Source organism: Jiangella alkaliphila (genome assembly GCF_900105925.1).
Classification (GTDB): Bacteria; Actinomycetota; Actinomycetes; order Jiangellales; family Jiangellaceae; genus Jiangella; species Jiangella alkaliphila.
Window position 1 is genome coordinate 33,320 of sequence record NZ_LT629791.1, and the last position, 25,740, is coordinate 59,059.

Genomic DNA, 25,740 nt, shown 5'->3' on the forward strand with positions numbered 1-25,740 from the left:
GGGTTCCACCTCGTTCAACAGCAGCGTTGCTGCGGCGACCGGTCGCGGTCGTCCTGCCGGCGACGCTCGAAGTCGCGTCTCGACAGCACCCGCTCCGCAGCATCGTGCCGGCGACAGTGCTCGACATAACGATCGTAGGCCGTCTCGCCGCTGACCTCGCGCAAGTACCACCACACCCCCGTAGCGGCGCGTCCGACCGCGCTCAGCACGGCGCTCATCCGTCGCCGTCCCGATCGCCGCGCGTGGACGCCGCCGCCATCAGCTCGCGTTCGGCCCGGGTCGGGATCAGCCCGGACGGCGCGACCAGCGTCGAGCGCACGTACGGCGCCTCGGTGCTGGCGACGGTGGACGGGTTGCGCAGAGCCTTGATACAGACCCGGGTCGCGTCGGCGATGATGATCACCACCAGCAGCGCGAAGAACGCCGCCAGCACGCCGTCGACGGTCGAGTTCGTCACCACCTGCTCCATGTCGTCCAGCGACTGCGCCGGTGGCAGCACCTCGCCGTTGTCCAGCGCGTCGGAGAACCGGTCGCGCTGAGCGAAGAACCCGAGCGTGGGGTCGTCGGAGAACACCTTCTGCCAGCTCGCCGTCAGCGTGACCGCGGCGTCCCAGAGCAGCGGGATGCCGGTCACCCAGGCCCACTTCAGCCGTCCGCTCTTGATGAGGATGGTCGTCGCGACGGTCAGCGCGATGGCCGCGAGCAGCTGGTTCGCGATGCCGAAGAGCGGGAACAGCTGGTTGATGCCGCCGAGCGGATCGGTGACGCCGGCGTACAGGAAGTACCCCCACGCCGCGACGACGACCGCGCTGGTCAGGTAGAGGCCCGGCTTCCACGACACGTCGCGCATCGGCTTCCAGACGTTGCCGAGGGTGTCCTGCAGCATGAACCGCCCGACCCGGGTGCCGGCGTCGACCGTCGTCAGGATGAACAGCGCCTCGAACATGATCGCGAAGTGGTACCAGAACGCCTGCCCGCCGGCGCCGAACCCGTCGGAGAAGATCTGTGACATCCCGACGGCGAGCGTTGGCGCGCCGCCGGTCCGGGCCACCAGCGTCGACTCCTCGACGGACGCGGCCGCGGCGGCCAGCTGGTCCGGCGTGATCGAGAACCCGAGACTGGCGACCGCTTGTGACGCCGACTCCAGTGAGTCGCCGAGGAAACCGGCCGGCGCGTTCATCGCGTAGTAGAGGCCGGGGTCGATGACCGACGCGGCGATCAGGGCGCTGATGGCGACGAACGACTCCATCAGCATGCCGCCGTAGCCGATCATCCGGACCTGCGACTCCTTCTCGATCAGCTTCGGCGTCGTGCCGGAGGCGATCAGCGCGTGGAAGCCGGAGAGCGCGCCGCAGGCGATCGTGATGAAGACGAACGGGAACAGCGAGCCGGCGAACACCGGGCCGTCGCCGCTGGAGGCGAAGTCGGTGATCGCCTCGTTCTGCAGCATCGGCCGGGCCAGCAGCAGCCCGACGGCCAGCAGGATGATCGTCCCGATCTTCATGAACGTCGACAGGTAGTCGCGCGGCGCCAGCAGCATCCACACCGGCAGCACCGAGGCGACGAAGCCGTAGATGATCAACGCCCACACCAGCGCCTCGGGCGACAGCGTGAACGTGTCGGCCCAGCTGGAGTCCTGGACCCAGCCGCCGCCGATGATCGCCAGCAGCAGCAGGCCGACGCCGATGAGGCTGGTCTCGATCACCCGGCCCGGCCGCAGCGAGCGCAGGTAGAAGCCCATGAACAGCGCGATCGGGATGGTCATGGCGATCGAGAAGGTGCCCCACGCCGAGTGCGCCAGCGCGTTCACGACCACCAGCGCCAGCACGGCCAGCAGGATGATCATGATGGTGAACACGCCGATCAGTGCCGCGACCCCGCCGACGACGCCGATCTCCTCGCGCGCCATCTGGCCCAGGCTCTTGCCGTTGCGCCGCATCGAGAAGAACAGGACGACCATGTCCTGGACGGCCCCGGCGAAAATGACCCCTACGATGATCCACAGGGTGCCGGGGAGGTAGCCCATCTGCGCCGCGAGCACAGGCCCGACCAGCGGCCCGGCGCCGGCGATCGCGGCGAAGTGGTGCCCGAACAGCACCCGCCGGTCGGTCGGCTGGAAGTCGGTGTCGTTGCGCAGCGTCTCGGCCGGCGTCGCCCGGGTGTCGTCGACCTTGAGCACCCGGCGGACGATGAACCGGGCGTAGAACCGATAGGCGATGGCGTACGAGCCCAGCGCCGCTGCCAGCAGCCACAGCGCCGAGATCTCCTCGTCGCGCGTGAGCGCGACGACGCCCCACGCGATCGCGCCCACGACGGCGACCAGCGTCCAGATCACGATCGATCTGAGCGGAGGACGCCTCCGGGGCGGTGCGGGCTCGGTGCGGACGGTGTCGACCATGACGACCTCCGAACTGATCCATACGGGCGTGGTGACCGTAGAGATTACGCGTAGATGTCCTATCGGTCGAGAGACGTCACGGACGTGTCATCTCTCACGCTTCGGACGCTGGGACGGATCCTGTGGAAAGTCGCCGTAGCATGGATGGTCGGGATTCGAGCCGGGACACCCCGGAGACACCGAACGTCTGAAGGAGGCGTCGACACACGGTGACGGTGAAGCACGTACGCGAGCTCGACCGTGTGGTGATCCGATTCGCGGGCGACTCCGGCGACGGGATGCAGCTGACCGGCGACAGATTCACCGCCGAGACCGCATCGTTCGGGAACGATCTCTCCACCCTTCCGAACTTCCCGGCCGAGATCCGGGCGCCTGCCGGCACGCTCCCCGGCGTCTCCAGCTTCCAGCTGCACTTCGCCAACTACGACATCCTCACGCCCGGCGACGCGCCCGACGTGCTGGTGGCGATGAACCCGGCGGCGCTGAAGGCGAACCTGCCCGACGTCCCGAAGGGCGCCACGATCATCGTCGACACCGGCGACTTCACGCCGCGGGCGCTGAAGAAGGTCGGCTGGGACGCCAACCCGCTCGAGGACAACACCCTCAGCGCCTACAAGGTGCACGCGCTGGACCTCTCCGGCATCACCATGGAGGCGCTGGCGCCGTTCGACCTGTCCCGCAAGGACTCCTCGCGGTCGAAGAACATGTTCGCGCTCGGGCTGCTGTCCTGGATGTACGGACGCTCCATCGACGGCACAGTGACGTTCCTGCGCGAGAAGTTCGCCAGCCGCGAGGCCATCCGCGACGCCAACATCGCCGCGCTCAAGGCGGGCTGGAACTACGGTGAGACCACCGAGGAGTTCGCGGTCTCGTACGAGGTCAAGCCCGCCGCCATGCCGGCCGGCACGTACCGCAACATCACCGGGAACCTGGCGTTGTCGTACGGGCTCATCGCGGCCGCGCGCCAGTCCGGGCTGCCGCTGTTCCTGGGCTCGTACCCGATCACCCCGGCGTCGGACATCCTGCACGAGCTGTCCCGGCACAAGCGGTTCGGCGTGCGCACGTTCCAGGCCGAGGACGAGGTCGCGGCCATCGGCGCCGCGCTCGGCGCGTCGTTCGGCGGCGCGCTCGGCGTCACCACGACGTCCGGCCCGGGCGTCGCGCTGAAGGGCGAGACCGTCGGCCTCGCGGTGTCGCTGGAGCTGCCGCTCATCATCGTCGACGTGCAGCGCGGCGGGCCGTCGACCGGCCTGCCCACGAAGACCGAGCAGTCCGACCTGCTGCAGGTGCTGTACGGCCGCAACGGCGAGTCGCCGGTCCCGGTCGTTGCGGCGTCGTCGCCGTCGGACTGCTTCCACGCCGCCATCGAGGCCGCGCGCATCGCCGTCACGTACCGCACCCCGGTGTTCCTGCTGTCCGACGGCTACCTCGCCAACGGCTCCGAGCCGTGGCACGTGCCCGACGCCGACTCGCTGCCGGTCATCCACCCGAACTTCGCCACCGAGCTCAACCACGACGGCGAGGGCGAGCGCGACTTCTGGCCGTACCTGCGCGACCCCGAGACGCTGGCCCGGCCGTGGGCCGTCCCCGGCACCGCCGGCCTCGAGCACCGCATCGGCGGCATCGAGAAGCTCGACGGCCCCGGCACCATCTCGTACGACCCGAACAACCACGACCGCATGGTGCGGCTGCGCCAGGCGAAAGTCGACGGCATCGCCGGCGTCCCCGACCTCGAGGTCGAGGACCCCAGCGGCGCGGCCCGGCTGCTGGTGCTCGGCTGGGGGTCGACGTACGGGCCCATCGGCGCGGCGGCGCGGCGGGCCCGCAAGGCCGGCCTCAACGTCGCCCAGGCGCACCTGCGCCACCTCAACCCGATGCCCGCCAACACCGGCGACGTGCTGCGGTCCTACGACCGCGTGCTGGTGCCGGAGATGAATCTCGGGCAGCTCGCCCTGCTGCTGCGCGGCAAGTACCTCGTCGACGTCGTCGGGTACAACCGCGTGCGAGGGTTGCCGTTCAAGGCCGAAGAGCTGGCCGACGTGATCATGGAGGAGGTGGGTGCGCTGTGACCGCACCCGTCGAACTGGGCCGGCCCGGCCTCGCCGGCGTCCCGACCACCGACGTCAAGCAGACGAAGAAGGAGTTCACCAGCGACCAGGAGGTCCGCTGGTGCCCCGGCTGCGGTGACTACGCGGTGCTGGCGGCGGTCCAGGGTTTCCTGCCCGACCTCGGGCTGGCCCGCGAGAACATCGTGTTCGTCTCCGGCATCGGCTGCTCGTCGCGGTTCCCGTACTACATGAACACCTACGGGATGCACTCCATCCACGGCCGCGCGCCGGCCATCGCGACCGGCCTGGCCGCGTCGCGTCCCGATCTGTCCGTCTGGGTCATCACCGGCGACGGCGACGCGCTGTCGATCGGCGGCAACCACCTGATCCACGCGCTGCGCCGCAACGTCAACCTGACGATCCTGCTGTTCAACAACCGCATCTACGGGCTGACCAAGGGCCAGTACTCGCCGACCAGCGAGCAGGGCAAGATCACCAAGTCGACGCCGATGGGCTCGCTGGAGTCGCCGTTCAACCCGGTGTCGCTGGCGCTCGGCGCCGAGGCCACGTTCGTCGGGCGCACCATCGACTCCGACCGTCAGCACCTGACGTCGGTGTTGTCGGCCGCGGCGGCGCACCGGGGCACGTCGCTGGTCGAGATCTACCAGAACTGCAACATCTTCAACGACGGCGCGTTCGAGATCCTGAAGAACCGCGACAGCCGCGACGAGGTGCTGATCCGGCTCGAGCACGGCGAGCCGGTCCGGTTCGGCGCCGACGGCCAGCACGGCGTCCGCCGCAACCCGTCCACCGGCGGACTCGAGGTGTGCGCCGGCGACGACCCGGGCGTGCTGGTCCACGACGCCACCGCCGACGACCCCACCCAGGCGTTCGCGCTGTCCCGGCTGGCCGACCCCGGCACGCTGGCCCGCAGCCCGATCGGCGTCTTCCGCCGGGTCGAGCGGCCGGCCTACGGCGACCTCATGGCCGAGCAGCTGGACGAGGCCGCGACCAAGCAGGGCGAGGGCGACCTGCAGGCGCTGCTGCAGGGCAAGGACTCCTGGACCGTCGGCTGAGCCGGCTCGTTTCGCGAGCCTGTCTCGCGTCATGAGCTAAGCGCGCAGTGGTTGCTGGCTGGCCGTAGCATGCCCCGGTGAGCCAGTCCCGGTCCGGCGTCCTGTACGGCTTCGGCGCGTACGCGCTCTGGGGCATGATGCCGCTCTACATCAAGCTGCTCGACGAGTCCGGCCCGGCCGAGATCCTCGCGCACCGGGTCGTGTGGTCTCTGGTCTTCGTGCTCGGGCTGCTGGCGCTCTCGCGGCGCCTCGGCCGGCTGCGGACGGTCGGCCGCCGCGGGTTCGGACTGCTGGCGCTGGCGGCGCTGCTCATCTGCGCCAACTGGGGTGTCTACATCTGGGCCGTCAACAACGACCACGTCGTCGAGACCGCGCTCGGCTACTTCATCAACCCATTGGTGACGGTGCTGCTCGGCGTCCTGGTGTTCGGCGAGCGGTTGCGCTGGCTGCAGTGGTCCGCGCTCGGCCTGGCCGCCGTCGCCGTCGTCATCCTCACCATCGACTACGGCCGGCCACCGTGGATCGCACTGGCGCTCGCCTTCTCCTTCGGCGCGTACGGCCTGGTCAAGAAGAAGGCCGACGTCCAGGCCGTCGAGAGCCTGGCAGTCGAGACCGCGGTGCTGTTCCTGCCGGCGCTCGGGTACCTGGTGGTCCTAGGGGCCATGGGTGACGGCGACTTCGTGTCGGCCGGCTGGGGCCCGTCCCTGCTGCTGGCCGTCGCCGGCGTGGTCACCGCCGTGCCGCTGCTCTTCTTCGGGGCGGCGGCCGTGCGGGTGCCGTTGACGACGCTGGGGACCCTGCAGTACCTGACGCCGACGCTGCAGTTCCTGCTCGGGGTGCTGCTCTACCGCGAGACGGTGCCGCCGGTGCGGTGGTTCGGATTCGCGCTGATCTGGACTGCTCTCGTCGTCCTGACCGCCGAGGTGCTGGTGCGCCGACGGAGGGAGCGTCGGGCCGCACTGGATCGGCTGGTCCTGGATCCGACGACCGCCGCCTCCTGAAGCTCCTCGCCCATGATCATCAATGGGCTGTTGGGGCGACGAAGGTGCCCTTGCCGTGGACGGTGAGGATGAGGCCGCGCTCGCGCAACTCCACCATGGCCCGCCGCACCGTGAGGTAGGCGACGCCGTATTCGACGGCGAGGTCGCGCTCGGGTGAGAGGCGGGCGCCGGGCCGGAGCTCGCCGCCGGCGATGCGGGCGGCGACGTGGTCGGCGATGGCGACGTAGAGCAGCTCGTGGCCCTGCGGCCGGAACTCCGGGACGTCACCCATGCGCCCACCATAGAAGCTCTGCTGACCTGCACAAAGACACTGAGCTATACAAAGGTCTACAGTGCCACTTAAAGTCATCACATGCACGAGGAGACCTACACCGGCTGGCTGCTGTGGAGCCGTCCGCCGGCGCGACTGCTGGACGAGATCGTCGTCACGGACCGCGACGGCGCGACCGTCACGAACCGCCCGCTCCCCTACGGCACCGTCGGCACCCGCGGCTGGGACATCACGTTGCGGCAGCTCGGCTTCGAGCGGCTCGGCGGCTGGATGCCGGCCACCGGCGGGTACGTCTGCCGCATCCAGCCGACCCAGCCGCCGCCCGCGGGCGTGCTGGCGCGCACCGCGTGACGGCCGGCGACGGCCTTAGGACATCCGGGTGACGACGGTGTCGCACAGGGCGTGCAGGGCGGCCCGGGCCGGGACGTCCGGCAGCACCGAAAGCGACGCCCGGGCGTCGTCGGCCCAGCGGCGGACGTCGGCGGAGGCCTCGTCCATGGCCGGGTGGGCGCGCAGCAGCTCCAGCGCCTCGGCGTGGTCGGCGTCGTCGGCCACGGGGCCGGAGATCAGCGCCAGCAGCCGCTCGTCGCCCGGGCGGGCGGCCCGCCGGGCGTACAGCACGGGGAGGGTGGCGACGCCCTCGCGGAGGTCGGTGCCGGGCGTCTTGCCGGACAGCCGCTCGGAGCCGGCGATGTCCAGGAGATCGTCGGCGAGCTGGAAGGCCATGCCGATGCGCTCGCCGAACTGGCCCAGCACCTCGACCTGCGACGGGTCGACGCCGGCGTGCAGCGCCCCCAGCCGGGTCGACGCGGCGATCAGGGAGGCCGTCTTGTCAGAAAGGACGGAGAGATAGTGCGCGACGGCGTCCTCGTCCTCGCGCGGGCCGAGCGTCTCGTGCAACTGGCCGTGCACCAGACGCTGGAACGTCCGCGCCTGGATGCGCACCGACTCGGGCCCGAGGTCGGCCAGCATGTCCGAGGCACACGCGAACAGGAAGTCGCCGGTGAGGATGGCGACGCTGTTGCCCCAGCGCGCGTTGGCGCTGGGCCCGCCCCGGCGCAGCTGCGCCTCGTCCATGACGTCGTCGTGGTAGAGGGTGCCGACGTGGGTGAGCTCGACCACGACGGCGGCCGGCACGACCTTCGGCGCGTCGAGGTCGCCGAAGCCCGCCGCCAGCAGGGTCAGCATGGGCCGGAACCGCTTGCCGCCGGCCTGCGCCAGGTGCCGCGAGCTCTCGCTGAGCATGGCGTCGTCGGTCTTGACCGCCGCCAGCAGCCGCGCCTCGACGTCGTCGAGGGCCGAGCTGATGGACGCCTCGAGTGCGCCGTCGACGGACGGAATACCCAGACCGCTGCTCAAACCCCGGCCCCTCCCTCTTAGCCGGGCAGTTCACCCAGCAGGAGCCTCCACTCTAACGAACGAAGACGGACGCCTGTTGCGCCAGGTCCAGCAGCGGACCGGGCACGATACCCAGCAGTAGGGTCGCCGCGGCACCCACGGTGATGCCCACCGCCGTCCACAGACTCGGCACCGCGACGGTCGGGCCCTCGGGCGCGGGGTCGCTGAAGAACATCAGCACGATGACCCGCACGTAGAAGAACGCCGCCACGGCGCTGGCGATGACGCCGACCACGACCAGCGGCGCCGCGCCGCCGTCGATGGCCGCCGTGAACACCGTCAACTTGCCGACGAAGCCACTGGTGAGCGGGATGCCGGCGAACGCGAGCAGGAACAGCGCGAAGGTCGCCGCCAGCACCGGCGAGCGCCGGCCCAGCCCGGCCCACTTGGCCAGGTGGGTGGCCTCGCCGCCGGAGTCGCGGACCAGGGTGACGACGGCGAACGCGCCGAGCGTCGAGATGCCGTAGGTCGCCAGGTAGAAGAGAATCGCCCCGGTCGCCGTCGAGTCGGCCGCGACCATCGCGGTCAGCACGAACCCGGCGTGCGCGATGGACGAGTAGGCCAGCATCCGCTTGATGTCGGTCTGCGTCAGGGCGACGATGGCGCCGACCAGCATGGTGGCGATCGCGACCGCCCACAGCATCGGCTGCCAGTCGGTGCGCAGCCCGCCGAACGCGACGTAGAACAGCCGCACCATGGCGCCGAATGCGGCCAGCTTGGTGCACGCCGCCATGAACCCGGTGACGGGGGTCGGCGCGCCCTGGTAGACGTCGGGCGTCCACGAGTGGAACGGCACCGCGCCGACCTTGAACAGCAGGCCCACCGCCATCAGCCCGACGCCGGCGAGCAGGATGCCGTCCTGCCCGACGTTCGCGGTCAGCGCCTCGGAGATCTCCCCGAACCGCAGCGTGCCGGCGTAGCCGTAGACGAACGCCATGCCGAACAGGAAGATCGCCGACGAGAACGCGCCGAGCAGGAAGTACTTGAGCGCCGCCTCCTGCGAGAGCAGCCGGCGCCGGCGGGCCATGCCGCACAGCAGGTACAGCGGCAGCGACATGACCTCGAGCGCGATGAACAGCATCAGCAGGTCGTTCGCGGCCGGGAACAGCAGCATGCCGCCGACGGCGAACAGCATCAGCGGGTAGACCTCGGTCTGCAGCATCCGCTCGCGGACGAGGACCCGCTCCTCCTCGCTGCCCGGCAGCGACGAGGCGGCCGGAGCGAACGCGTCGCCGCCGGCCTCGAGCCGCCGCTCGGCGAAGAACGCGACGCTGATGATCGCCAGCACGAGGATGGTCCCCTGCAGGAACAGCGCGGGGCCGTCGACGGCGACCGCGCCGACTGCCGCGACGATGCCGGTACCGGCCAGCAGGATCACCTGGACCAGCGCGGCGACGAGCGCCAGCAGCGCCACCCCGACCTGGATCGGGTGCCGCACGTTCCGCGGGACGAACGCCTCGATCAGGACGCCGATGACGGCGGCGCCGAAGATCGTGATGAGCGGCGCCAGCTCCGCGTACTCGATGGTCGGGGCGTTCACCGGCCAGTCCCTTCCTCGGCGTGTTCAGCGACAGGAGCCAGCGGCTCGGGTTGTTCGACGCCGACTTCGACGAGCGTCGGCCCGACGGCGTCGTCGATCGCGTCGGTCAGCGGCTTCGGGAAGAACCCGACGACCAGTAGCAGCGCCAGCAGCGGGGCGACGACGACGACCTCGCGGGTACGCAGGTCGGGCATACCCTCGACCGCCGGGCGTACCGGGCCGGTCATGGTCCGCTGGTAGAGCCAGAGGATGTACAGGGCGGACAGCACGATGCCGAGTGTCGCGATGATCGCGGCCGGCCGGTACCGGGTGAACGTCCCGGAGATGACCAGGAACTCGGACAGGAACGTCGACAGCGGCGGCAGCGCCAGCCCGGACAGGCCGGCGAAGAGGAACACGCCGGCCAGCTTCGGCGCCGGCTTCTGCACGCCGCCGAAGTCGTCGACCTGCCGCGACCCGCGCCGGCTGATGAGGAAGCCGACGACCACGAACAGCGCGATGGTCGACAGGCCGTGGTTCACCATGTAGAACGTCGCGCCGGTGGCCGACTCGCCGGTCAGCGCGAAGATGCCCAGCACGATGAAGCCGAAGTGCGAGATCGACGTGTACCCGATCAGCCGCTTCATGTCGGTCTGGCCGATGGCCAGCAGCGCGCCGTAGATGATGCTGATGACGGCGAGCACGACGATCACCGGTGCGGCGTCGCGGGACGCGTCCGGGAACAGCGGCAGCACCAGCGCGATCATGCCGTAGGTGCCGACCTTGTCCGCGACGCCGGACAGGAACGCCGCGTTCGACGGCGTCGCCTCGGCCGCGGCGTCGGGCAGCCAGGTGTGGAACGGCCACAGCGGCGCCTTGATCGCGAACGCGAGCATGAAGCCGATGAACAGCCACCACTGGGTCGTGGTGTCGATGTCCAGCGCGACGAGGTCGGGCAGGAAGAACGACGGGTTGCCGGCGTCGACCGACTGCACGTACAGCCCGATGACGGCGGCCAGCATGGCCAGCCCGCCGACCAGGTTGTAGAGCAGGAACTTCACCGCGGCGTAGCGGCGCTGCGGCCCGCCGAACATGCCGATCATGAAGTACAGCGGGATCAGCATGGCCTCGAACACGACGTAGAACAGCAGCACGTCCTGCGAGAGGAACGCCGTCAGCGTCAGCGCCTCGACCAGCAGCAGCAGCGCGAAGAACGCCTTCGGGTCGCGCTTCTCGTCCTCGGCCTCGTGCCACATCGCCAGCGCGACGATCGGCGTCGCCAGCACCGTCAGCGCGACCAGCGCGAGGCTGATCCCGTGGACGTCCAGCGCCCACGAGGCGCCGAACTCGGGGATCCACTCGTAGGTCTCCGACTCGACGCCCATGTCGACGTCGAACAGGAACTGGATGCTGATCAGCGCGCCGATGACCAGCGTCAGCAGCGCGAAGCCGGTCGCGACCTGCTTGGCGAGCGTGCCCCGCCCGGACGGCACCAGGGCGGTCAGCACCGCCCCCAGTACCGGCAGGACGATGAGCGTGGTCAACCAGGGAAAGGTCACGGAAGCCTCACCAACAGCATGGCCAGCACGACGACGCCGACGCCGCCGAGCATCGTCACGGCATAGGAACGGACGAAACCGGTCTGCCAGCGCCTCAGCCGGGCCGACAGGCCTCCGACGGCGGTGGCGGTGCCGACCACGGCGCCGTCGACGCCGCGGTTCTCGAAGTAGACCAGCGACCGGGTCAGGTACTGCCCGGGCCGCATGAACACCGCCTCGTTGAACGCGTCGCCGTAGAGGTCGTTGCGGGCGGCGACGGTGAGCGGGTTGCCGGCCGGGACGTCCTCGCGGACCGGGCGGCGCCCGTACATCGCCCAGGCGATCGCGACCCCGACCACGACAGTGGCCAGCGTGATGGTGATCAGCAGCCACAGCGGCATCGGCAGGTCGTGGTGCGCCTCACCGGTGACTGGCGCCAGCCAGTCGACGATGTCCGCGCCCAGGTACAGCAGCCCGAACCCGCCGACGACCGACAGCACGGCCAGCACGATCAGCGGGACGGTCATGACCTGCGGCGACTCGTGCGGTGGTTCGCTCTGCTGCCACCGGCGGTTGCCGAAGAACGTCATGAGCATGAGGCGGGTCATGTAGAACGCGGTGACGCCGGCGCCCAGCAGCGTGGCCAGGCCGACGATCCAGTTGTCCGCGAACGCCGCCTCGATGATCCGGTCCTTGGAGAAGTACCCGGCGAACGGCGGGATGCCGATGATGGCCAGGTAGCCCATCGCGAACGTGATGAACGTGACCGGCATCATGATCCGCAGCCCGCCGTAGCGGCGCATGTTCACCTCGTCGTGCATGCCGTGCATCACCGAGCCGGCGCCGAGGAACATGTTGGCCTTGAAGAAGCCGTGCGTCAGCAGGTGGAAGATCGCGAACGCATACCCGGCCGGGCCGAGCCCCGCCGCCAGCGTCATGTAGCCGATCTGGCTCATGGTCGAGCCGGCCAGCGCCTTCTTGATGTCGTCCTTGGCGCAACCGATGATCGCACCCATCAGCAACGTGATGGCGCCGACGATGACGACGACGGTGCGGGCGTCGGGCGCGAGGTCGTAGATGGCGGCCGACCGGACGATCAGGTAGACGCCGGCGGTCACCATCGTGGCCGCATGGATGAGCGCCGACACCGGGGTCGGACCCTCCATGGCGTCGAGCAGCCAGGACTGCAGCGGGAACTGCGCGGACTTGCCGCAGGCGCCGAGCAGCAGGAACAGGCCGATGGCGGTGAGCCAGCCGGTCGACGCTCCCTCTGCCGACGCGAACACCACGTCGAACGCCGTCGAGCCGAACACCGTGATCAGCGAGGCCATGGCGAGCACCATGCCCATGTCGCCGACGCGGTTGAGCAGGAACGCCTTCTTGGCCGCGACCGCCGCCGAGTCCTTGTGCTGCCAGAACCCGATCAGCAGGTACGACGCCAGGCCGACGCCCTCCCAGCCGATGAACAGCACCAGGTAGTCCGCGGCCAGCACCAGCAGCAGCATCGCCGCGACGAACAGGTTCAGGTAGCCGAAGAACCGGCGCCGCCGCTCGTCGTGCTCCATGTAGCCGATCGAGTAGATGTGGATCAGCGACCCGACACCGGTGATCAGCAGCACGAACGCGATCGACAGCTGGTCCAGCAGCAGACTGACGTCCACGCTGTAGCCGCCGGCATTGACGTACTCCCAGAGCTGGACGGTGAACGCGCGGCCGTCGGACGGCTCGCCGACCATGGCGAAGAACAGCACCACGCCCATGACGAACGACGCGATCGACGCCCCGCAGCCGACGAGGTGGCCGACCTTGTCCAGGCGCCGCCCGCCCAGCAGCAGGATCGCGGCGCCCAGCAGCGGGAACGCGATCAGCAGCCAGGTGAGGTCGAAGACGCCGGTCGCGTCGGCGACCGCCTGGCCGCCGCCGTGCTCGGCCTCGGTGGCGACAGCCGTCGCCAGCGCGCTGAGTGTGGAAGTCACTGGTTCCTCACGCCCGTCAGAGCTTCAGCAGGCTGGCGTCGTCGACCGACGCGGACCTGCGAGTTCGGAAGATCGTCACGATGATCGCCAGCCCGACGACGACCTCGGCCGCCGCCACGACCATGACGAAGAACGCCACGATCTGGCCGTCGAGATTGCCGTGCATCCGCGCGAAGGTGACGAACGCCAGGTTGGCCGCGTTGAGCATGAGCTCGACGGACATGAACGCGACCAGGGCGTTGCGCCGGATGAGCACGCCGGAGGCGCCGATCGAGAACAGGATGACCGACAACACCAGGTAGTTGGTCGGGTTCATGCGCGCTCACCTCCGGATGCGTCGTCGTCGGTCCCGAGTTCGCCGGCCGGCTCGTCCACGTCACCCTGGGCCGCTGCCTCGACGTCGGCCGGCGTCGGGTGGTGCCGGAACTCCTCGGTCGAGCGGGCGGCGCCCCGGGCCACCAGCACCCGGTTGATGGACGCCTCGCTCGGCGTGCCGTCGGGCAGCAGCGCCGGGGTGTCGACGGCGTTGTGCCGCGCGTAGACGCCCGGGACCGGAAGCCCCGCGGCCTCCCCTGGCGGACCCTCGCTGAACCGCTTGATCGACAGTTCCTTCTGCGTGGGCCGGTGGGTCAGCCGCTCGCGGTGGGTCAGCGTCATCGCGCCGACGGCGGCGGTGATCAGCAGCGCGGCCACGACCTCGAAGGCCCACACGTAGGTGCCGAAGATGGCGTCGGCGATGCCCGCCACGTTGCCGTCGGGCGACGCCTGCGCGAGCCCGGCCGGCTCCTCCGGCAGCGTGGCCCGGACGGTGACGCCGGCGAGCAGCAGCACCACGCCGGCGACGGCGAGCCCCGCCGCGAACCGCTGGCCGCGGATCGTCTCGACCCGCGAGTCCGAGGAGTCGACGCCGACCAGCATGATCACGAACAGGAACAGCATCATGATCGCGCCGGTGTAGACGACGATCTGCACGACGCCGAGGAACGGCGCCTCCTGGGCGATGTAGAACAGCGCCAGCGAGATCATCGTCAGGGCCAGGCAGAGCGCGCCGTGGACGGCCTTGCGCGAGAACACCAGGCCCAGCGCGCCGAACACCGCGACCGGCGCCATGATCCAGAACAGGGCGGCCTCGCCCATCACGCACCCCCGCCGCTGGAGCGGCCGAGGCCGGCGCCGAGGTAGTAGTCGCGCTCGTCGTCGCCGAGCCGCATCGGGTGCGGCGGCTCCTCCATGCCGGGCAGCAGCGGCGCGAGCAGGTCCTGCTTCTCGTAGATGAGGCTCTCGCGCGTGTGGTCGGCCAGCTCGTACTCGTTGGTCATCGTCAGCGCGCGCGTCGGGCACGCCTCGATGCACAGCCCGCAGAGGATGCAGCGCAGGTAGTTGATCTGGTAGACGCGGCCGTACCGCTCACCCGGGGAGAACCGGCCTCCGCCACCCTCTTCATCAGAGTTGGAGGCGCCCTCGACGTAGATGGCGTCGGCCGGGCAGGCCCACGCGCACAGCTCGCACCCGATGCACTTCTCCAGGCCGTCGGGGTGCCGGTTGAGCTGGTGCCGACCGTGGAAGCGCGGCGCCACCGGATGCGGGTGCTCCGGGTACTGCTCGGTGACCGGCTTGCGGAACATGGTCCGGAACGTGACTCCGAACCCCGCCACCGGGTCGAGGAACTTAGGCACGACTGGTCTCCTCGGTACGGTCGTCAGTCTTGGTGGTGGCCGCGGGGATGCGCGCCGCCACGAACTCCTGGCCCGGCATCGGCGGCACCGGGTGGCCGCCGGCGAACGCGTCGAACTCAGGCACCTCGGCCGGCTCCGGTTCGGCCGGCGTCTTCTTCTCCGGGATCAGCAGGCTGCCGATCAGCAGCACCGCGACCGCGATGCCGCCGTAGAGCAGGATCTGGTTACGCTCGACGCCCTCGTTGAAGGCCAGCCGCATGCCGGCCACGGCGACGATCCAGACCAGCGAGATCGGCAGCAGCACCTTCCAGCAGAAGTGCATGAACTGGTCGTACCGCAGCCGCGGCAGGGTGCCGCGCAGCCAGATGAAGACCCAGATCAGCGCGATGACCTTGCCCAGGAACCACAACATCGGCCACCAGCCGGTGTTGAACATGCCGTCGTTGATCGCCGAGATCGGCCAAGGCGCCCGCCAGCCGCCCAGGAACAGCGTCGTGGCGATGGCCGAGACGTTGACCATGTTGAAGTACTCGGCCTGGAAGAACATCGCGTACTTGAACGACGAGTACTCCGTGCCCCAGCCGGCCACCAGCTCGCCCTCGGCCTCGGGCAGGTCGAACGGCGCCCGGTTCGTCTCGCCCACCATCGAGATGAGGTAGATGAGGAACGACGGCAGCAGGATGATGCCGTACCAGAGCCGCTCCTGCTCCGCGACGATGCCCGACGTCGACATGGTGCCGGCGAACAGGAACACGCCGACGAACGACAGCCCCATGACCAGCTCGTACGAGATGACCTGGGCGGTCGAGCGCAGGCCGCCGAGCAGCGGGTACGTCGAGCCGCTGGACCAGCCGGCCAGCATCAGGCCGTAGACGCCGACCGACGCGATGGCCAGCGTGAACAGCACCGCCACCGGCAGGTCGGTGAGCTGCAGCCGGGTCTCCTCGCCGAAGATCGAGACCTCCGGGCCCATCGGGATGACCGCGAGGATGAGGAACGACGGCACCAGCGCCACGATCGGCGCGAGGACGTAGACGACCTTGTCGGCCGCCTTCGGGATGATGTCCTCCTTGAACATCAGCTTGGTGCCGTCGGCCAGGCTCTGCAGCCAGCCGCCGGGGCCGGTGCGGTTCGGGCCGAGGCGGTGCTGCATGCGCGCCACGACCTTGCGCTCGAAGACGATGTTGAACAGCGTCAGCAGGATCAGCAGCACGAAGATCGCCACGACCTTGATGGCGATGATCCACCAGGGGTCGCTGCCGAACCCGGCGATCTCGTCGGCTGCCACATCTTGAAGTCGAGTCATGCGAGGATCACTCACTCTCTCCAGTCAGGTGCAGCCCTGGACCGATCGACGTGGGGACCTTCGGCCCCGCACCTCGCCCGGTACTCGCATGACTCTCCGGGGTCTCTGCGGCGATGGCGATCACGACTCAGTACCTCCACCCGCGAGCTTCACGACCTGGCCGGCGCCGGCGCCCAGTGACCGGTGCAGCGTCGAGCCGTTCGAGTTCTCCGGCAGCCAGACCACGCGGTCGGGCATCTCCGTCACCCGCACCGGGACGGTGAGCGAGCCGGTCGCCGTCCGGACGGTGAGCGGCTCGCCGTCGGCGACACCGACCTCGGCGGCGGTGCCGGCGGAGATGCGCGCCTCGGCTCGCTTCGCCGTCGCCGCCAGGTGCGGTTCGCCGTCCTGCAGCCGGCCGCCGTCGAGCAGCAGCCGCCAGCTGGCCAGCACCGCCTCACGCTCGCCGGGCCGCGGTGGGCCGGCGGGCGGGGTGTCGGTGGACTCCGGCCGGGCGCCGTCCCAGACGCCCAGCTCGGCGATCTCGGCGCGGACGTCGTCGACGTCGCGCAGTCCGAGGCGGATGCCCAGCTCGCCGGCGATGGCGTCGAGCACGGCGGCGTCGCTGAGCGACGGCGTCTGTGCGAGCACCGCGGGGAAGGGCCGGAGCCGGCCCTCCCAGTTGACGAACGTGCCGGCCTTCTCGACCGGCGGCGCCACCGGCAGCACGATGTCGGCCAGTTCGGTGACCTCGCTGTGCCGCACCTCGAGGCTGACGACGAAGCCGGCGGCCTCGAGCGCCCGCTTCGCGGCGGCCGGGTCGGGCAGGTCGGCCAGCTCGACGCCGGCCACCAGCGCGCCGGCCAGCACACCGCTGGTCAGTGCCGACAGGATGCCGGTGGTGTCGCGCCCGGGCAGCGACGGCAGCGACGCGACGGACCAGGCGGCGGCGACGTCGACCCGGGCCTCCGGGTCGGCGACCGGCCGGCCGCCGGGCAGCAGCGTCGGCAGCGCGCCGGCCTCGAGCGCGCCGCGCTCACCGGCCCGCCGCGGCACCCAGGCCAGCCGGGCGCCGGTGACGGTGGCGACGCGGGCGGCCGCGGACAGCGCGCCCGGGATCGTCGCCAGCCGCGAGCCGACCAGGATGACGGCGCCCTTCTGGCGCAGCGCCTCGCCCAGGTAGGCGACGCGGTCGTCGCCGAGCGTGACGGCGTTGAGGATCTCCGGCTCGGTGCCCGGCGCGGCCGGCAGCAGCGTGCCGCCGGCCTTCTTCAGGCCGCGGGTGAGGAACGGCGCGATGCCGTGCACCTGCGTGCCGTTCTTGCGGTTGGCCTTGCGCAGCCGCAGGAACAGCGCGCCGGCCTCCTCCTCGGGCTCCAGCCCGACCAGCAGGACCGCCGGCGCCTTCTCGACGTCGGTGAACGTCACGCCGAGGCCGGAGCCGGCGACGGAGGCCAGGAAGCCGGCCTCTTCGGCCGAGTGCGGCCGCGAGCGGAAGTCGACGTCGTTCGTGTCGAGGGCGACCCGGGCGAACTTCGCGTACGCGTAGGCGTCCTCGTGGGTCAGCCGGCCGCCGGTCAGGACGCCGACGCCGCCGGCGTCGCGCGACCGGGCCAACCCCTGCGACGCCAGCGTCAGCGCCTCCGGCCAAGATGCCGCGACCAGCTCGCCGGTCTCCTCGTCGCGGACCAGCGGGTGCGTGATGCGGTCGTCGAGCGTGGACCAGCGGAACGCGAAGCGGTCCTTGTCGGTGATCCACTCCTCGTTGACCTCGGGCTCGTCGCCGGCCAGCCGGCGCATGACCGCGCCGCGGCGGTGGTCGACGCGGATCGCGCTGCCGCAGGCGTCGTGCTCCGCGACGGACGGGACGGAGACGAGGTCGAACGGCCGCGACCGGAACCGGTACGCCGCGCTGGTCAGCGCGCCGACCGGGCAGATCTGGATGGTGTTGCCGGAGAAGTAGCTCTCGAACGGCTCCTTCTCGTAGATGCCGACCTGCTGCAGCGAGCCACGCTCGAGCAGCTCGATGAACGGGTCGCCGGCGATCTCCTGGGAGAACCGGGTGCACCGGGCGCAGAGCACGCAGCGCTCGCGGTCCAGCAGCACCTGCGCGGAGATGTTGATCGGCTTCGGGTAGGTCCGCTTCTTGCCCTCGTACCGGGAGTCGCCGCGGCCGTTGCTCATCGCCTGGTTCTGCAGCGGGCACTCGCCGCCCTTGTCGCAGACCGGGCAGTCGAGCGGGTGGTTGATCAGCAGGAACTCCATGATCCCCTGCTGCGCCTTGTCGGCGACCGGCGAGGAGAACTGGGTGTTGATCACCATGCCCGGCGTGACGGTCAGCGTGCAGGACGCCTGCGGCTTGGGCATGCCGCGGCCGTTGCCCATGTCGGGCACCTCGACCATGCACTGGCGGCAGGCGCCGACGGGCTCGAGCAGCGGGTGGTCGCAGAACCGCGGGATCTGGATGCCGATCAGCTCGGCCGCGCGGATGACCAGCGTCCCCTCGGGCACGCTCACCTCGAAGCCGTCGATGGTGACCGTCACCAGGTTCGGCTGCGGCTCCACGGCGTCGGACGTGGAGTTGGTCGTCACGGTCATCAGGCCTTGGCCCCCAGTTCCTGCGAGAACAGCGTCGAGGCGGCCGGGTCGAACGGGCAGCCGCCGTGCTCGAAGTGCGCGATGTACTCGTCGCGGAAGTGCTGGATGGACGAGATCACCGGCGCCACCCCGCCGTCGGCGAGCGCACAGAACGAGCGGCCAGCGATGTTATCGCTCATGTCCAGCAGCTTGTCCAGGTCGGCCTCGGTGCCGTCGCCCTTCTCCAGCCGCTCGAGGATCTGCACCATCCACCAGAAGCCCTCGCGGCAGGGCGTGCACTTGCCGCAGGACTCGTGCTTGTAGAACTCGATCCACCGTTCGGTGGCGCGCACGACGCAGGTGGTGTCGTCGAAGATCTGCAGCGCCCGGGTGCCGAGCAGCGAGCCGGCCCCCGTCATGCCCTCGAAGTCGAGCGGGACGTCGAGGTGCTCGGCCGTCAGCAGCGGCGTCGACGAGCCGCCCGGCGTCCAGAACTTCAGCTCGTGACCGGCCCGCATGCCGCCGGCGAGGTCGAGCAGCTCGCGCAGCGTGATGCCCAGCGGCGCCTCGTACTGGCCGGGGTTCGTGACGTGGCCGGACAGCGAGAAGATGCCGTAGCCGGGCGACTTCTCGGTGCCCATGCCGCGGAACCACTCCGCGCCGCCGGCGACGATCGACGGCACCGACGCGATGGTCTCGACGTTGTTGATCACGGTCGGCGACGCGTAGAGGCCGGCGACGGCCGGGAACGGCGGCTTGAGCCGGGGCTGGCCGCGGCGGCCCTCCAGCGAGTCCAGCAGCGCGGTCTCCTCGCCGCAGATGTACGCGCCGGCGCCGGCGTGCACCACGATGTCGAGGTCGAACCCGGAGCCCAGGATGTCCTGACCCAGGTAGCCGGCCTCGTACGCCTCGGCGACCGCGTTCAGCACCCGGCGGAAGACGTGCAGCACCTCGCCGCGCACGTAGATGAACGCGTGCTTGGCGCCGATGGCGTAGGACGTGATGATGACGCCCTCGACCAGCACATGCGGGTCGGCCAGCATCAGCGGGATGTCCTTGCAGGTGCCCGGCTCGGACTCGTCCGCGTTCACCACGAGGTACGTCGGCTTGGGCGAGTCCTTCGGGATGAAGCTCCACTTCATCCCGGTCGGGAAGCCGGCGCCGCCGCGGCCGCGCAGGCCGGAGTCCTTGACGATCTCGACGAGATCCTCGGGCTTGCGCTGCAGCGCGCGGCGCAGCGCCTTGTAGCCGTCGGCCTTCTCGTAGTTGCGCCGGGTGAAGGCGTCGGACTGGTCCCAGCGGGCGGTCAGGACCGGGGTGAGCACGTTGTCACTCACTTCTTGCTACCTCCCAGCTCGCGCTGACCGCCCTCGGGCGCCGTCCAGCCGTTCTCGTGCGCCAGCTCCAGCCCCACGACCGAGGCCGGGCCGGCGGCGACGCCCTCGGTGGCGAGGCCGTCGGGGAACCCGGCCAGCACGCGCTCGGCCTGCTTCCAGGTGCAGATGCGCGGGCCACGGGTGGAGTGGACCTCCTCGCCGCCGCGCAGGCGGTCGACCAGGTCGCGCGCGGACTGCGGCGTCTGGTTGTCCATGAACTCCCAGTTGACCATCATGACCGGCGCGTAGTCGCAGGCCGCGTTGCACTCGACCCGCTCGAGCGAGACCTTGCCGTCGTCGGTGGTCTCGTCGTGCCCGACGCCGAGGTACTCGGACAGGTCGGCCCAGATCGCGTCGCCGCCCATGACCGCGCACAGCGTGTTCGTGCAGACGCCGACGTGGTAGTCGCCGACGGGGCGGCGCTTGTACATGGTGTAGAACGTCGCGACCGCCGCCACCTCGGCCTCGGTGATGTCGAGGACCTCGGCGCACAGCTCGATGCCTTCAGGGCTGACGTACCCCTGGTGCGCCTGCACGAGGTGCAGCATCGGCAGCAGCGCCGAGCGCGGCTCCGGGTAGCGGGCGATGATCTCTGCCATCTCCGCCCGGACGGTGTCGTCCAGCGGGGCGGGGCCGGCCTGTGTCTCGTTCACGTCGGTCATCGGTCACATCCACCCATCACCGGGTCGAGGCTCGCGACGGCCACGATGACGTCGGCCACCATGGAACCCTCGCACATCGCCGGCACCGCCTGCAGGTTGTTGAAGGACGGGTCGCGGAAGTGCACCCGCCAGGGCCGGGTGCCGCCGTCGGACACCACGTGCGCGCCGAGCTCGCCGCGCGGACTCTCGATCGGCAGGTACACCTCGCCGGCCGGGACCCGGAAGCCCTCGGTGACCAGCTTGAAGTGGTGGATCAGCGCCTCCATCGACTCACCCATGATGTGCCGGATGTGGTCGAGGGAGTTGCCCATGCCGTCGCTGCCGATGGCCAGCTGGGCCGGCCAGGCGATCTTCTTGTCGCCGACCATGACCGGACCCGGCTCGAGCCGGTCCAGGCACTGCTCGACGATCTTCAGCGACTCCTTCATCTCCTCGATGCGGATGCGGAAGCGCCCGTAGGAGTCGGAGGTGTCCCAGGTGGGCACCTCGAAGTCGTAGGTCTCGTAGCCGCAGTAGGGCTGCGACTTGCGCAGGTCCCACGGCAGGCCGGTCGAGCGCAGCACCGGGCCGGTGAGGCCCAGCGCCATGCAGCCGGCGAGGTCGAGGTACCCGACGCCGACGGTGCGGCCCTTGAAGATCGGGTTCTCGTTGCAGAACGCCTCGTAGGAGCCGATGTGGTCCCACATCCAGCGCAGGTACTCGCGGATGCTCTCGACCGCGCCGGGCGGGAGGTCCTGCGCGACGCCGCCGGGGCGGATGTACGCGCTGTTCATCCGCAGGCCGGTGATCAGCTCGAACAGGTCCAGCGTGCGCTCACGCTCGCGGAACCCGTTGGTCATGAGGGTGAGCGCGCCCATCTCCATGCCGCCGGTCGCGATGCAGACCAGGTGCGACGAGATGCGGTTGAGCTCCATCATCATGACCCTGATGACGTTGGCCCGCTCCGGGATGTCGTCGGTGATGCCGAGCAGCTTCTCGACGCCCAGCACGTACGCGGCCTCGTTGAAGAACGGGGACAGGTAGTCCATGCGGGTCACGAACGTGACCCCCTGGGTCCACGTCCGGTACTCCATGTTCTTCTCGATGCCGGTGTGCAGGTAGCCGATGCCGCACCGGGCCTCGGTGACGGTCTCGCCGTCGAGCTCGAGGATGAGCCGGAGCACGCCGTGCGTCGACGGGTGCTGCGGGCCCATGTTGACGACGATGCGCTCCTCGCCGGCGGCGGCCGCGCCGACCACGTCGTCCCAGTCCTGACCGGTGACGGTGTAGACCGGGCCCTCGGTGGTCTCGCGGACGCCCGCGTACGGGTCGTCGGTGTCGTCGCCGGCCGGGGTGAAGGTGACGTCCTGCTGGCTCATCAGTTGTACGCCCTCCGCTCGTCCGGCGGCGCGATGGTCGCGCCCTTGTACTCCACGGGGATGCCTCCGAGCGGGTAGTCCTTGCGCTGCGGGTGCCCCGGCCAGTCGTCCGGCATCTGGATGCGGGTGAGGGACGGGTGGCCGTCGAAGATGATCCCGAAGAAGTCGTACGTCTCGCGCTCGTGCCAGTTGGCCGACGGGTACGTGTGGACGATCGACGGGACGTGCGGGTCGTCCTCGGGGCAGGTGACCTCGAGGTTGACCCGGCGGTTGTGGGTGATCGAGAGCAGCTGGATGACGACGTGCAGCTCGCTGCCGGTCTCCTCCGGGTAGTGCACGCCGTTGACGCCCATGCACAGCTCGAACCGCAGCGCGGGGTCGTCGCGGAACGTCCGGGCGACCTCGGCCAGCTTCTCGCGCGTCACGAAGAAGGTGATCTGGCCGCGGTCGACCAGCACCTTCGCGAACGCGTCGCTGTCGGTGCTGCCGGCCTCCTGCAGGGCGGCGCTGACGTCGTCGCCGAGCTTCTCCAGCTCGTCCGGCCACGGGCGCGGGGTGGAGCCGCCGCGGACCGGGTTGGCGTCGCGGACCACGAGCCGGCCGTAGCCGGAGGTGTCGCCGCTGCCGTCGTAGGCGCCGAACATGCCGCGCCGCGACGGGTGCTCCGGCGGGAGGGCCGGGCCCTCGGGCTCGGCCGGGAGCGACTCCTCCTCGGGCTCCGCGTCGGGCGGGGCGCCGCCGGTGGTGACCTCTTCCTTCGACGGCTCGTCGGGACCGCCGCCGGGCTCGGCCGCCTTACCGGGCTGGTCGATGGGGCTGGTCTCGACGCGGGTCCGCGAGGCCTCCTCGACCTCTTCCGGATCCTGCTTGCCGCTCTGCGGGTCGTTCTCGCTCACCGGAGCAGGCCCTTCATCTCGTGCGTGGCCTCGGCCCGCAGCGCCAGCTGCTCAGCCTCGGCGTCGGCCGCGACCTTGTGCGCGCCCAGCTTGGTGTGCTGGATCTGGTCGTGCAGCTTGAGGATCGCGTCGATCAGCATCTCCGGCCGCGGCGGGCAGCCGGGCAGGTAGACGTCGACCGGCACGACGTGGTCGACGCCCTGGACGATCGCGTAGTTGTTGAACATGCCGCCGGACGACGCGCAGACGCCCATCGACAGCACCCACTTCGGGTTCGCCATCTGGTCGTAGATCTGCCGCAGCACCGGCGCCATCTTCTGGCTCACCCGGCCGGCGACGATCATCAGGTCGGCCTGGCGCGGCGAGGCACGGAAGACCTCCATGCCGAACCGGGCGGAGTCGTGCCGGGGACCGCCGAACGCCATCATCTCGATGGCGCAGCAGGCCAGGCCGAACGTCGCCGGCCAGACCGAGCCTTTGCGGAGGTAGCCGAGCAGGTTCTCCATGGTCGCCAGGAGGACCCCGGACGGCAGCTTCTCTTCAACACCCATGATTCGCCTCCGCTAGTCCCAGTCGAGCCCGCCGCGCCGCCACTCGTAGATGAACGGCACGGTGATCAGGAAGATGAACGTCACCATCGCGACGAAGCCGAAGAGCCCGAGGTGGTCGAAGCGGACCGCCCACGGGTACAGGAAGATGATCTCGATGTCGAAGATGATGAACGTCATCGCGGTCAGGTAGTACTTGACCGGGAACCGGCCGCCGCCCACGGGCTGCGGCGTCGGCTCGATGCCGCACTCGTAGGAGTCCAGCCGGGCCCGGTTGTACCGCTTCGGGCCGGCCACCACGGAGAAGGCTACCGAGCCCACCGCGAAGACCGCAGCGAGCAGGATGAGCCCGAGGATCGGTGCGTAGGCGTTCACGCCGGGCCACTCCTCTGCACTGAGTTCAGCAAGACGTCCTGCATGGTGCTCCTCACGCCGCGGGGGCGAGTCGGGTCATCGCGTTGATGACGCGGTCGTACACGTCGCCGTCGCGGTGGTCGGTCAGGTTGGCCAGCAGCTTCAGCGTGAACTTCATCAGCCAGGGCCGCGGGAGGCCGTGGTTCCGGGCGATTCTCATGATCCGTGGGTCACCGATCAATCTGACGAAGATGCGGCCGAGCGTGAAGTAGCCACCGTGTTCGTGCTTCAGCGCCGCAGGATAGCCCTGCAGCACCCGCTCCCGACCGGCGGCATCCCGGGAGAGCGCGTCGGCGACGACGGTCGCGGCCAGGCCGGCCGCCTCCATCGCGTAGTCGATGCCTTCGCCGTTGAAGGGGTTGACCATGCCGCCGGCGTCGCCGACCAGGAGCAGCCCACGACTGTAGTGGGGCTGGCGGTTGAATCCCATCGGCAACGCCGCGCTGCGGATGTCACCGACCTGGTTCTCGTCGGTGAAGCCCCATTCCGGCGGCGTCTGCGCCGCCCAGCGGCGCAGCATGTCCTTGTAGTCGACCCGCCCGAACGCCTTCGAGGTGTTGGTGATGCCGAGGCCGACGTTGCTGGTGCCGTTGCCGGTGCCGAAGATCCAGCCGTAGCCGGGCAGCAGATCGCGCCCGCCGGCGTCGTTCTCGGCCCACAGCTCCAGCCAGGACTCCATCCAGTCGTCGTCGTGGCGCGGCGTCTTGTAGTACGTGCGGACGGCGACGGCCATCGGGCGGTCGTCGCGCTTGTGGATGCCCATCGCCGTCGACAGCCGCGACGACGTCCCGTCGGCGGCTACCACGAGCGGGGCGCGATAGGTGACGGCGTCGCCGGCGGCCCGTCCGCGCTCGTCCAGCGGCTTCGCGGTGACGCCCACGATGCGGCCGGTGCGGTCGTCGAGCACCGGCGCGATGACGTTGATGCGCTCGTGCAGCCGGGCGCCGGCGGATGCGGCGTGCCGGGCCAGCAGCTCGTCGAAGTCGGTGCGGGTGCGGACCAGGCCGTAGTCGGGGTAGCTGGCCAGTTCCGGCCACGGCAGGTGCAGCCGCATGCCGCCGCCGATGATGCGCAGGCCCTGGTTGCGGATCCAGCCCGGCGCGCTGGTGTCGACGCCCATGCGGACCAGCTGCCGGACGGCGCGCGGCGTCAGGCCGTCGCCGCAGACCTTGTCGCGCGGGAACGACGCCTTCTCGAGGAGCAGCACGTCCAGCCCGGACCGGGCCAGGTGGTAGGCCGTGGTCGAGCCGGCCGGCCCGGCGCCGACGACGATGACGTCGGCCTCGCCGGCGGTGCGGGTCGGGGCGCTCGGTCGGGTGCGACCAGTGCGCTGGCTCATCGACGGATCCTCGGTGTGCGTGTCACTGTTCGGTTCGTGGCGGCACGCTCGTGAATTCGTTCACGAGCGCACACTCGATCCCAAGTGTAGGGGTTGCCTGTCGTGTCACTCACCCCGGGTCACCCCCTCTGACCTGCGGATTTACGCAGCAACAACGTTGCGTAATTCGCTTCGGCCGGCGCCTGCCGACGACCAGGGCACCGAGGTGGCGACGTGCCCGGTCAGCGGCCGTGTCACCGTCCCGACGCACCACCCTGGCTGGGCACAGCTTGGTAAGGCTGGTCACCGCTCGGAATCGTGCATTCCGGGCGTCGGGACGGTGACCAGCCGTGCCAAGGCGATGGCCAGCCGTGCCAAGGCCCGACCCCGGCCCCCGGCCATGCC

The 25,740-nt window shown here is 70.3% G+C and carries 23 protein-coding genes; 4 read left to right on the plus strand and 19 right to left on the minus strand.

The genetic code is table 11. The features are described 5' to 3' along the window. Nucleotides 1–14: 14 nt before the first annotated feature. A complete protein-coding gene (locus BLV05_RS00165) occupies nucleotides 15–218 on the minus strand; it encodes a YbdD/YjiX family protein (protein WP_046768222.1) in 204 nt (67 codons plus the stop codon). Then, entirely contained in the window at nucleotides 215–2,398 is a 2,184-nt protein-coding gene (locus BLV05_RS00170) for a carbon starvation CstA family protein (protein ID WP_046768223.1), read from the minus strand. Before BLV05_RS00170 ends, BLV05_RS00165 begins: the two co-directional genes overlap by 4 nt. A gap of 209 nt (nucleotides 2,399–2,607) precedes the next feature. Here BLV05_RS00170 and BLV05_RS00175 point away from each other — a divergent pair, with 209 nt between their 5' ends. The 3 genes from BLV05_RS00175 (at nucleotide 2,608) to rarD (ending at nucleotide 6,523) form a co-directional block, all read left to right on the plus strand. Further along, nucleotides 2,608–4,467, plus strand: a complete 1,860-nt coding sequence (locus BLV05_RS00175) for a 2-oxoacid:acceptor oxidoreductase subunit alpha (protein WP_046768224.1) — start codon at nucleotides 2,608–2,610, stop codon at nucleotides 4,465–4,467. A 14-nt stretch (nucleotides 4,468–4,481) separates the two neighbouring features. After that, the gene (locus BLV05_RS00180; protein ID WP_046768369.1) at nucleotides 4,482–5,522 is read left to right on the plus strand and encodes a 2-oxoacid:ferredoxin oxidoreductase subunit beta; all 1,041 of its coding nucleotides are present in this window, start codon (nucleotides 4,482–4,484) and stop codon (nucleotides 5,520–5,522) included. Between the two features lie 77 nt (nucleotides 5,523–5,599). Then, nucleotides 5,600–6,523, plus strand: a complete 924-nt coding sequence (gene rarD / locus BLV05_RS00185) for an EamA family transporter RarD (protein WP_046768225.1) — start codon at nucleotides 5,600–5,602, stop codon at nucleotides 6,521–6,523. A gap of 19 nt (nucleotides 6,524–6,542) precedes the next feature. Here rarD and BLV05_RS00190 read toward each other — a convergent pair whose 3' ends face one another. Further along, nucleotides 6,543–6,794 (minus strand): winged helix-turn-helix domain-containing protein, encoded by a 252-nt coding sequence (locus BLV05_RS00190; protein WP_046768226.1) that lies wholly within the window; start codon nucleotides 6,792–6,794, stop codon nucleotides 6,543–6,545. An 81-nt stretch (nucleotides 6,795–6,875) separates the two neighbouring features. Between BLV05_RS00190 and BLV05_RS00195 the strand changes: the two genes are divergently transcribed. After that, the gene (locus tag BLV05_RS00195) at nucleotides 6,876–7,145 is read left to right on the plus strand and encodes a hypothetical protein (RefSeq protein ID WP_046768227.1); all 270 of its coding nucleotides are present in this window, start codon (nucleotides 6,876–6,878) and stop codon (nucleotides 7,143–7,145) included. A gap of 15 nt (nucleotides 7,146–7,160) precedes the next feature. Here BLV05_RS00195 and BLV05_RS00200 read toward each other — a convergent pair whose 3' ends face one another. The 16 genes from BLV05_RS00200 to BLV05_RS00275 all read right to left on the minus strand — a co-directional run bounded on the left by BLV05_RS00200 (nucleotide 7,161) and on the right by BLV05_RS00275 (nucleotide 25,356). Beyond that, the gene (locus tag BLV05_RS00200; RefSeq protein WP_046768228.1) at nucleotides 7,161–8,153 is read right to left on the minus strand and encodes a polyprenyl synthetase family protein; all 993 of its coding nucleotides are present in this window, start codon (nucleotides 8,151–8,153) and stop codon (nucleotides 7,161–7,163) included. A 52-nt stretch (nucleotides 8,154–8,205) separates the two neighbouring features. Further along, nucleotides 8,206–9,732, minus strand: coding sequence for an NADH-quinone oxidoreductase subunit NuoN (gene nuoN / locus BLV05_RS00205; RefSeq protein ID WP_046768229.1), 1,527 nt, complete (start codon nucleotides 9,730–9,732; stop codon nucleotides 8,206–8,208). Continuing rightward, nucleotides 9,729–11,255 carry an NADH-quinone oxidoreductase subunit M gene (locus BLV05_RS00210; RefSeq protein ID WP_231948675.1) on the minus strand — a complete coding sequence of 509 codons (1,527 nt, stop codon included), beginning with the start codon at nucleotides 11,253–11,255 and terminating at the stop codon, nucleotides 9,729–9,731. The genes nuoN and BLV05_RS00210 overlap by 4 nt, the downstream gene beginning before the upstream one ends. An 11-nt stretch (nucleotides 11,256–11,266) precedes the next feature. Beyond that, nucleotides 11,267–13,120, minus strand: coding sequence for an NADH-quinone oxidoreductase subunit L (nuoL, locus tag BLV05_RS00215; RefSeq protein ID WP_046768370.1), 1,854 nt, complete (start codon nucleotides 13,118–13,120; stop codon nucleotides 11,267–11,269). Between the two features lie 121 nt (nucleotides 13,121–13,241). Then, entirely contained in the window at nucleotides 13,242–13,541 is a 300-nt protein-coding gene (nuoK, locus tag BLV05_RS00220) for an NADH-quinone oxidoreductase subunit NuoK (RefSeq protein WP_046768231.1), read from the minus strand. Beyond that, nucleotides 13,538–14,362, minus strand: a complete 825-nt coding sequence (locus tag BLV05_RS00225; protein WP_046768232.1) for an NADH-quinone oxidoreductase subunit J — start codon at nucleotides 14,360–14,362, stop codon at nucleotides 13,538–13,540. The genes nuoK and BLV05_RS00225 overlap by 4 nt, the downstream gene beginning before the upstream one ends. Beyond that, nucleotides 14,362–14,901: an NADH-quinone oxidoreductase subunit NuoI gene (gene nuoI / locus BLV05_RS00230; RefSeq protein ID WP_046768233.1), complete on the minus strand. Its 540-nt coding sequence runs from the start codon at nucleotides 14,899–14,901 to the stop codon at nucleotides 14,362–14,364. Before nuoI ends, BLV05_RS00225 begins: the two co-directional genes overlap by 1 nt. Next, nucleotides 14,894–16,207, minus strand: coding sequence for an NADH-quinone oxidoreductase subunit NuoH (gene nuoH / locus BLV05_RS00235; RefSeq protein ID WP_046768234.1), 1,314 nt, complete (start codon nucleotides 16,205–16,207; stop codon nucleotides 14,894–14,896). Before nuoH ends, nuoI begins: the two co-directional genes overlap by 8 nt. Nucleotides 16,208–16,327: 120 nt before the next feature. Beyond that, nucleotides 16,328–18,784, minus strand: a complete 2,457-nt coding sequence (locus BLV05_RS00240) for an NADH-quinone oxidoreductase subunit G (protein WP_046768235.1) — start codon at nucleotides 18,782–18,784, stop codon at nucleotides 16,328–16,330. Beyond that, nucleotides 18,784–20,100, minus strand: coding sequence for an NADH-quinone oxidoreductase subunit NuoF (nuoF, locus tag BLV05_RS00245; protein WP_197683475.1), 1,317 nt, complete (start codon nucleotides 20,098–20,100; stop codon nucleotides 18,784–18,786). Before nuoF ends, BLV05_RS00240 begins: the two co-directional genes overlap by 1 nt. Continuing rightward, a complete protein-coding gene (gene nuoE, locus BLV05_RS00250; protein ID WP_082155144.1) occupies nucleotides 20,097–20,801 on the minus strand; it encodes an NADH-quinone oxidoreductase subunit NuoE in 705 nt (234 codons plus the stop codon). The genes nuoF and nuoE overlap by 4 nt, the downstream gene beginning before the upstream one ends. Then, the gene (locus BLV05_RS00255; RefSeq protein WP_046768236.1) at nucleotides 20,798–22,159 is read right to left on the minus strand and encodes an NADH-quinone oxidoreductase subunit D; all 1,362 of its coding nucleotides are present in this window, start codon (nucleotides 22,157–22,159) and stop codon (nucleotides 20,798–20,800) included. The genes nuoE and BLV05_RS00255 overlap by 4 nt, the downstream gene beginning before the upstream one ends. Continuing rightward, nucleotides 22,159–23,055 (minus strand): NADH-quinone oxidoreductase subunit C, encoded by an 897-nt coding sequence (locus BLV05_RS00260; protein WP_201777969.1) that lies wholly within the window; start codon nucleotides 23,053–23,055, stop codon nucleotides 22,159–22,161. The genes BLV05_RS00255 and BLV05_RS00260 overlap by 1 nt, the downstream gene beginning before the upstream one ends. Further along, nucleotides 23,052–23,606 (minus strand): NuoB/complex I 20 kDa subunit family protein, encoded by a 555-nt coding sequence (locus tag BLV05_RS00265; RefSeq protein WP_046768237.1) that lies wholly within the window; start codon nucleotides 23,604–23,606, stop codon nucleotides 23,052–23,054. Before BLV05_RS00265 ends, BLV05_RS00260 begins: the two co-directional genes overlap by 4 nt. Before the next feature lie 12 nt (nucleotides 23,607–23,618). After that, entirely contained in the window at nucleotides 23,619–23,978 is a 360-nt protein-coding gene (locus tag BLV05_RS00270; protein ID WP_046768238.1) for an NADH-quinone oxidoreductase subunit A, read from the minus strand. Between the two features lie 52 nt (nucleotides 23,979–24,030). Next, a complete protein-coding gene (locus tag BLV05_RS00275; RefSeq protein WP_046768239.1) occupies nucleotides 24,031–25,356 on the minus strand; it encodes a geranylgeranyl reductase family protein in 1,326 nt (441 codons plus the stop codon). Nucleotides 25,357–25,740 lie beyond the last annotated feature (384 nt).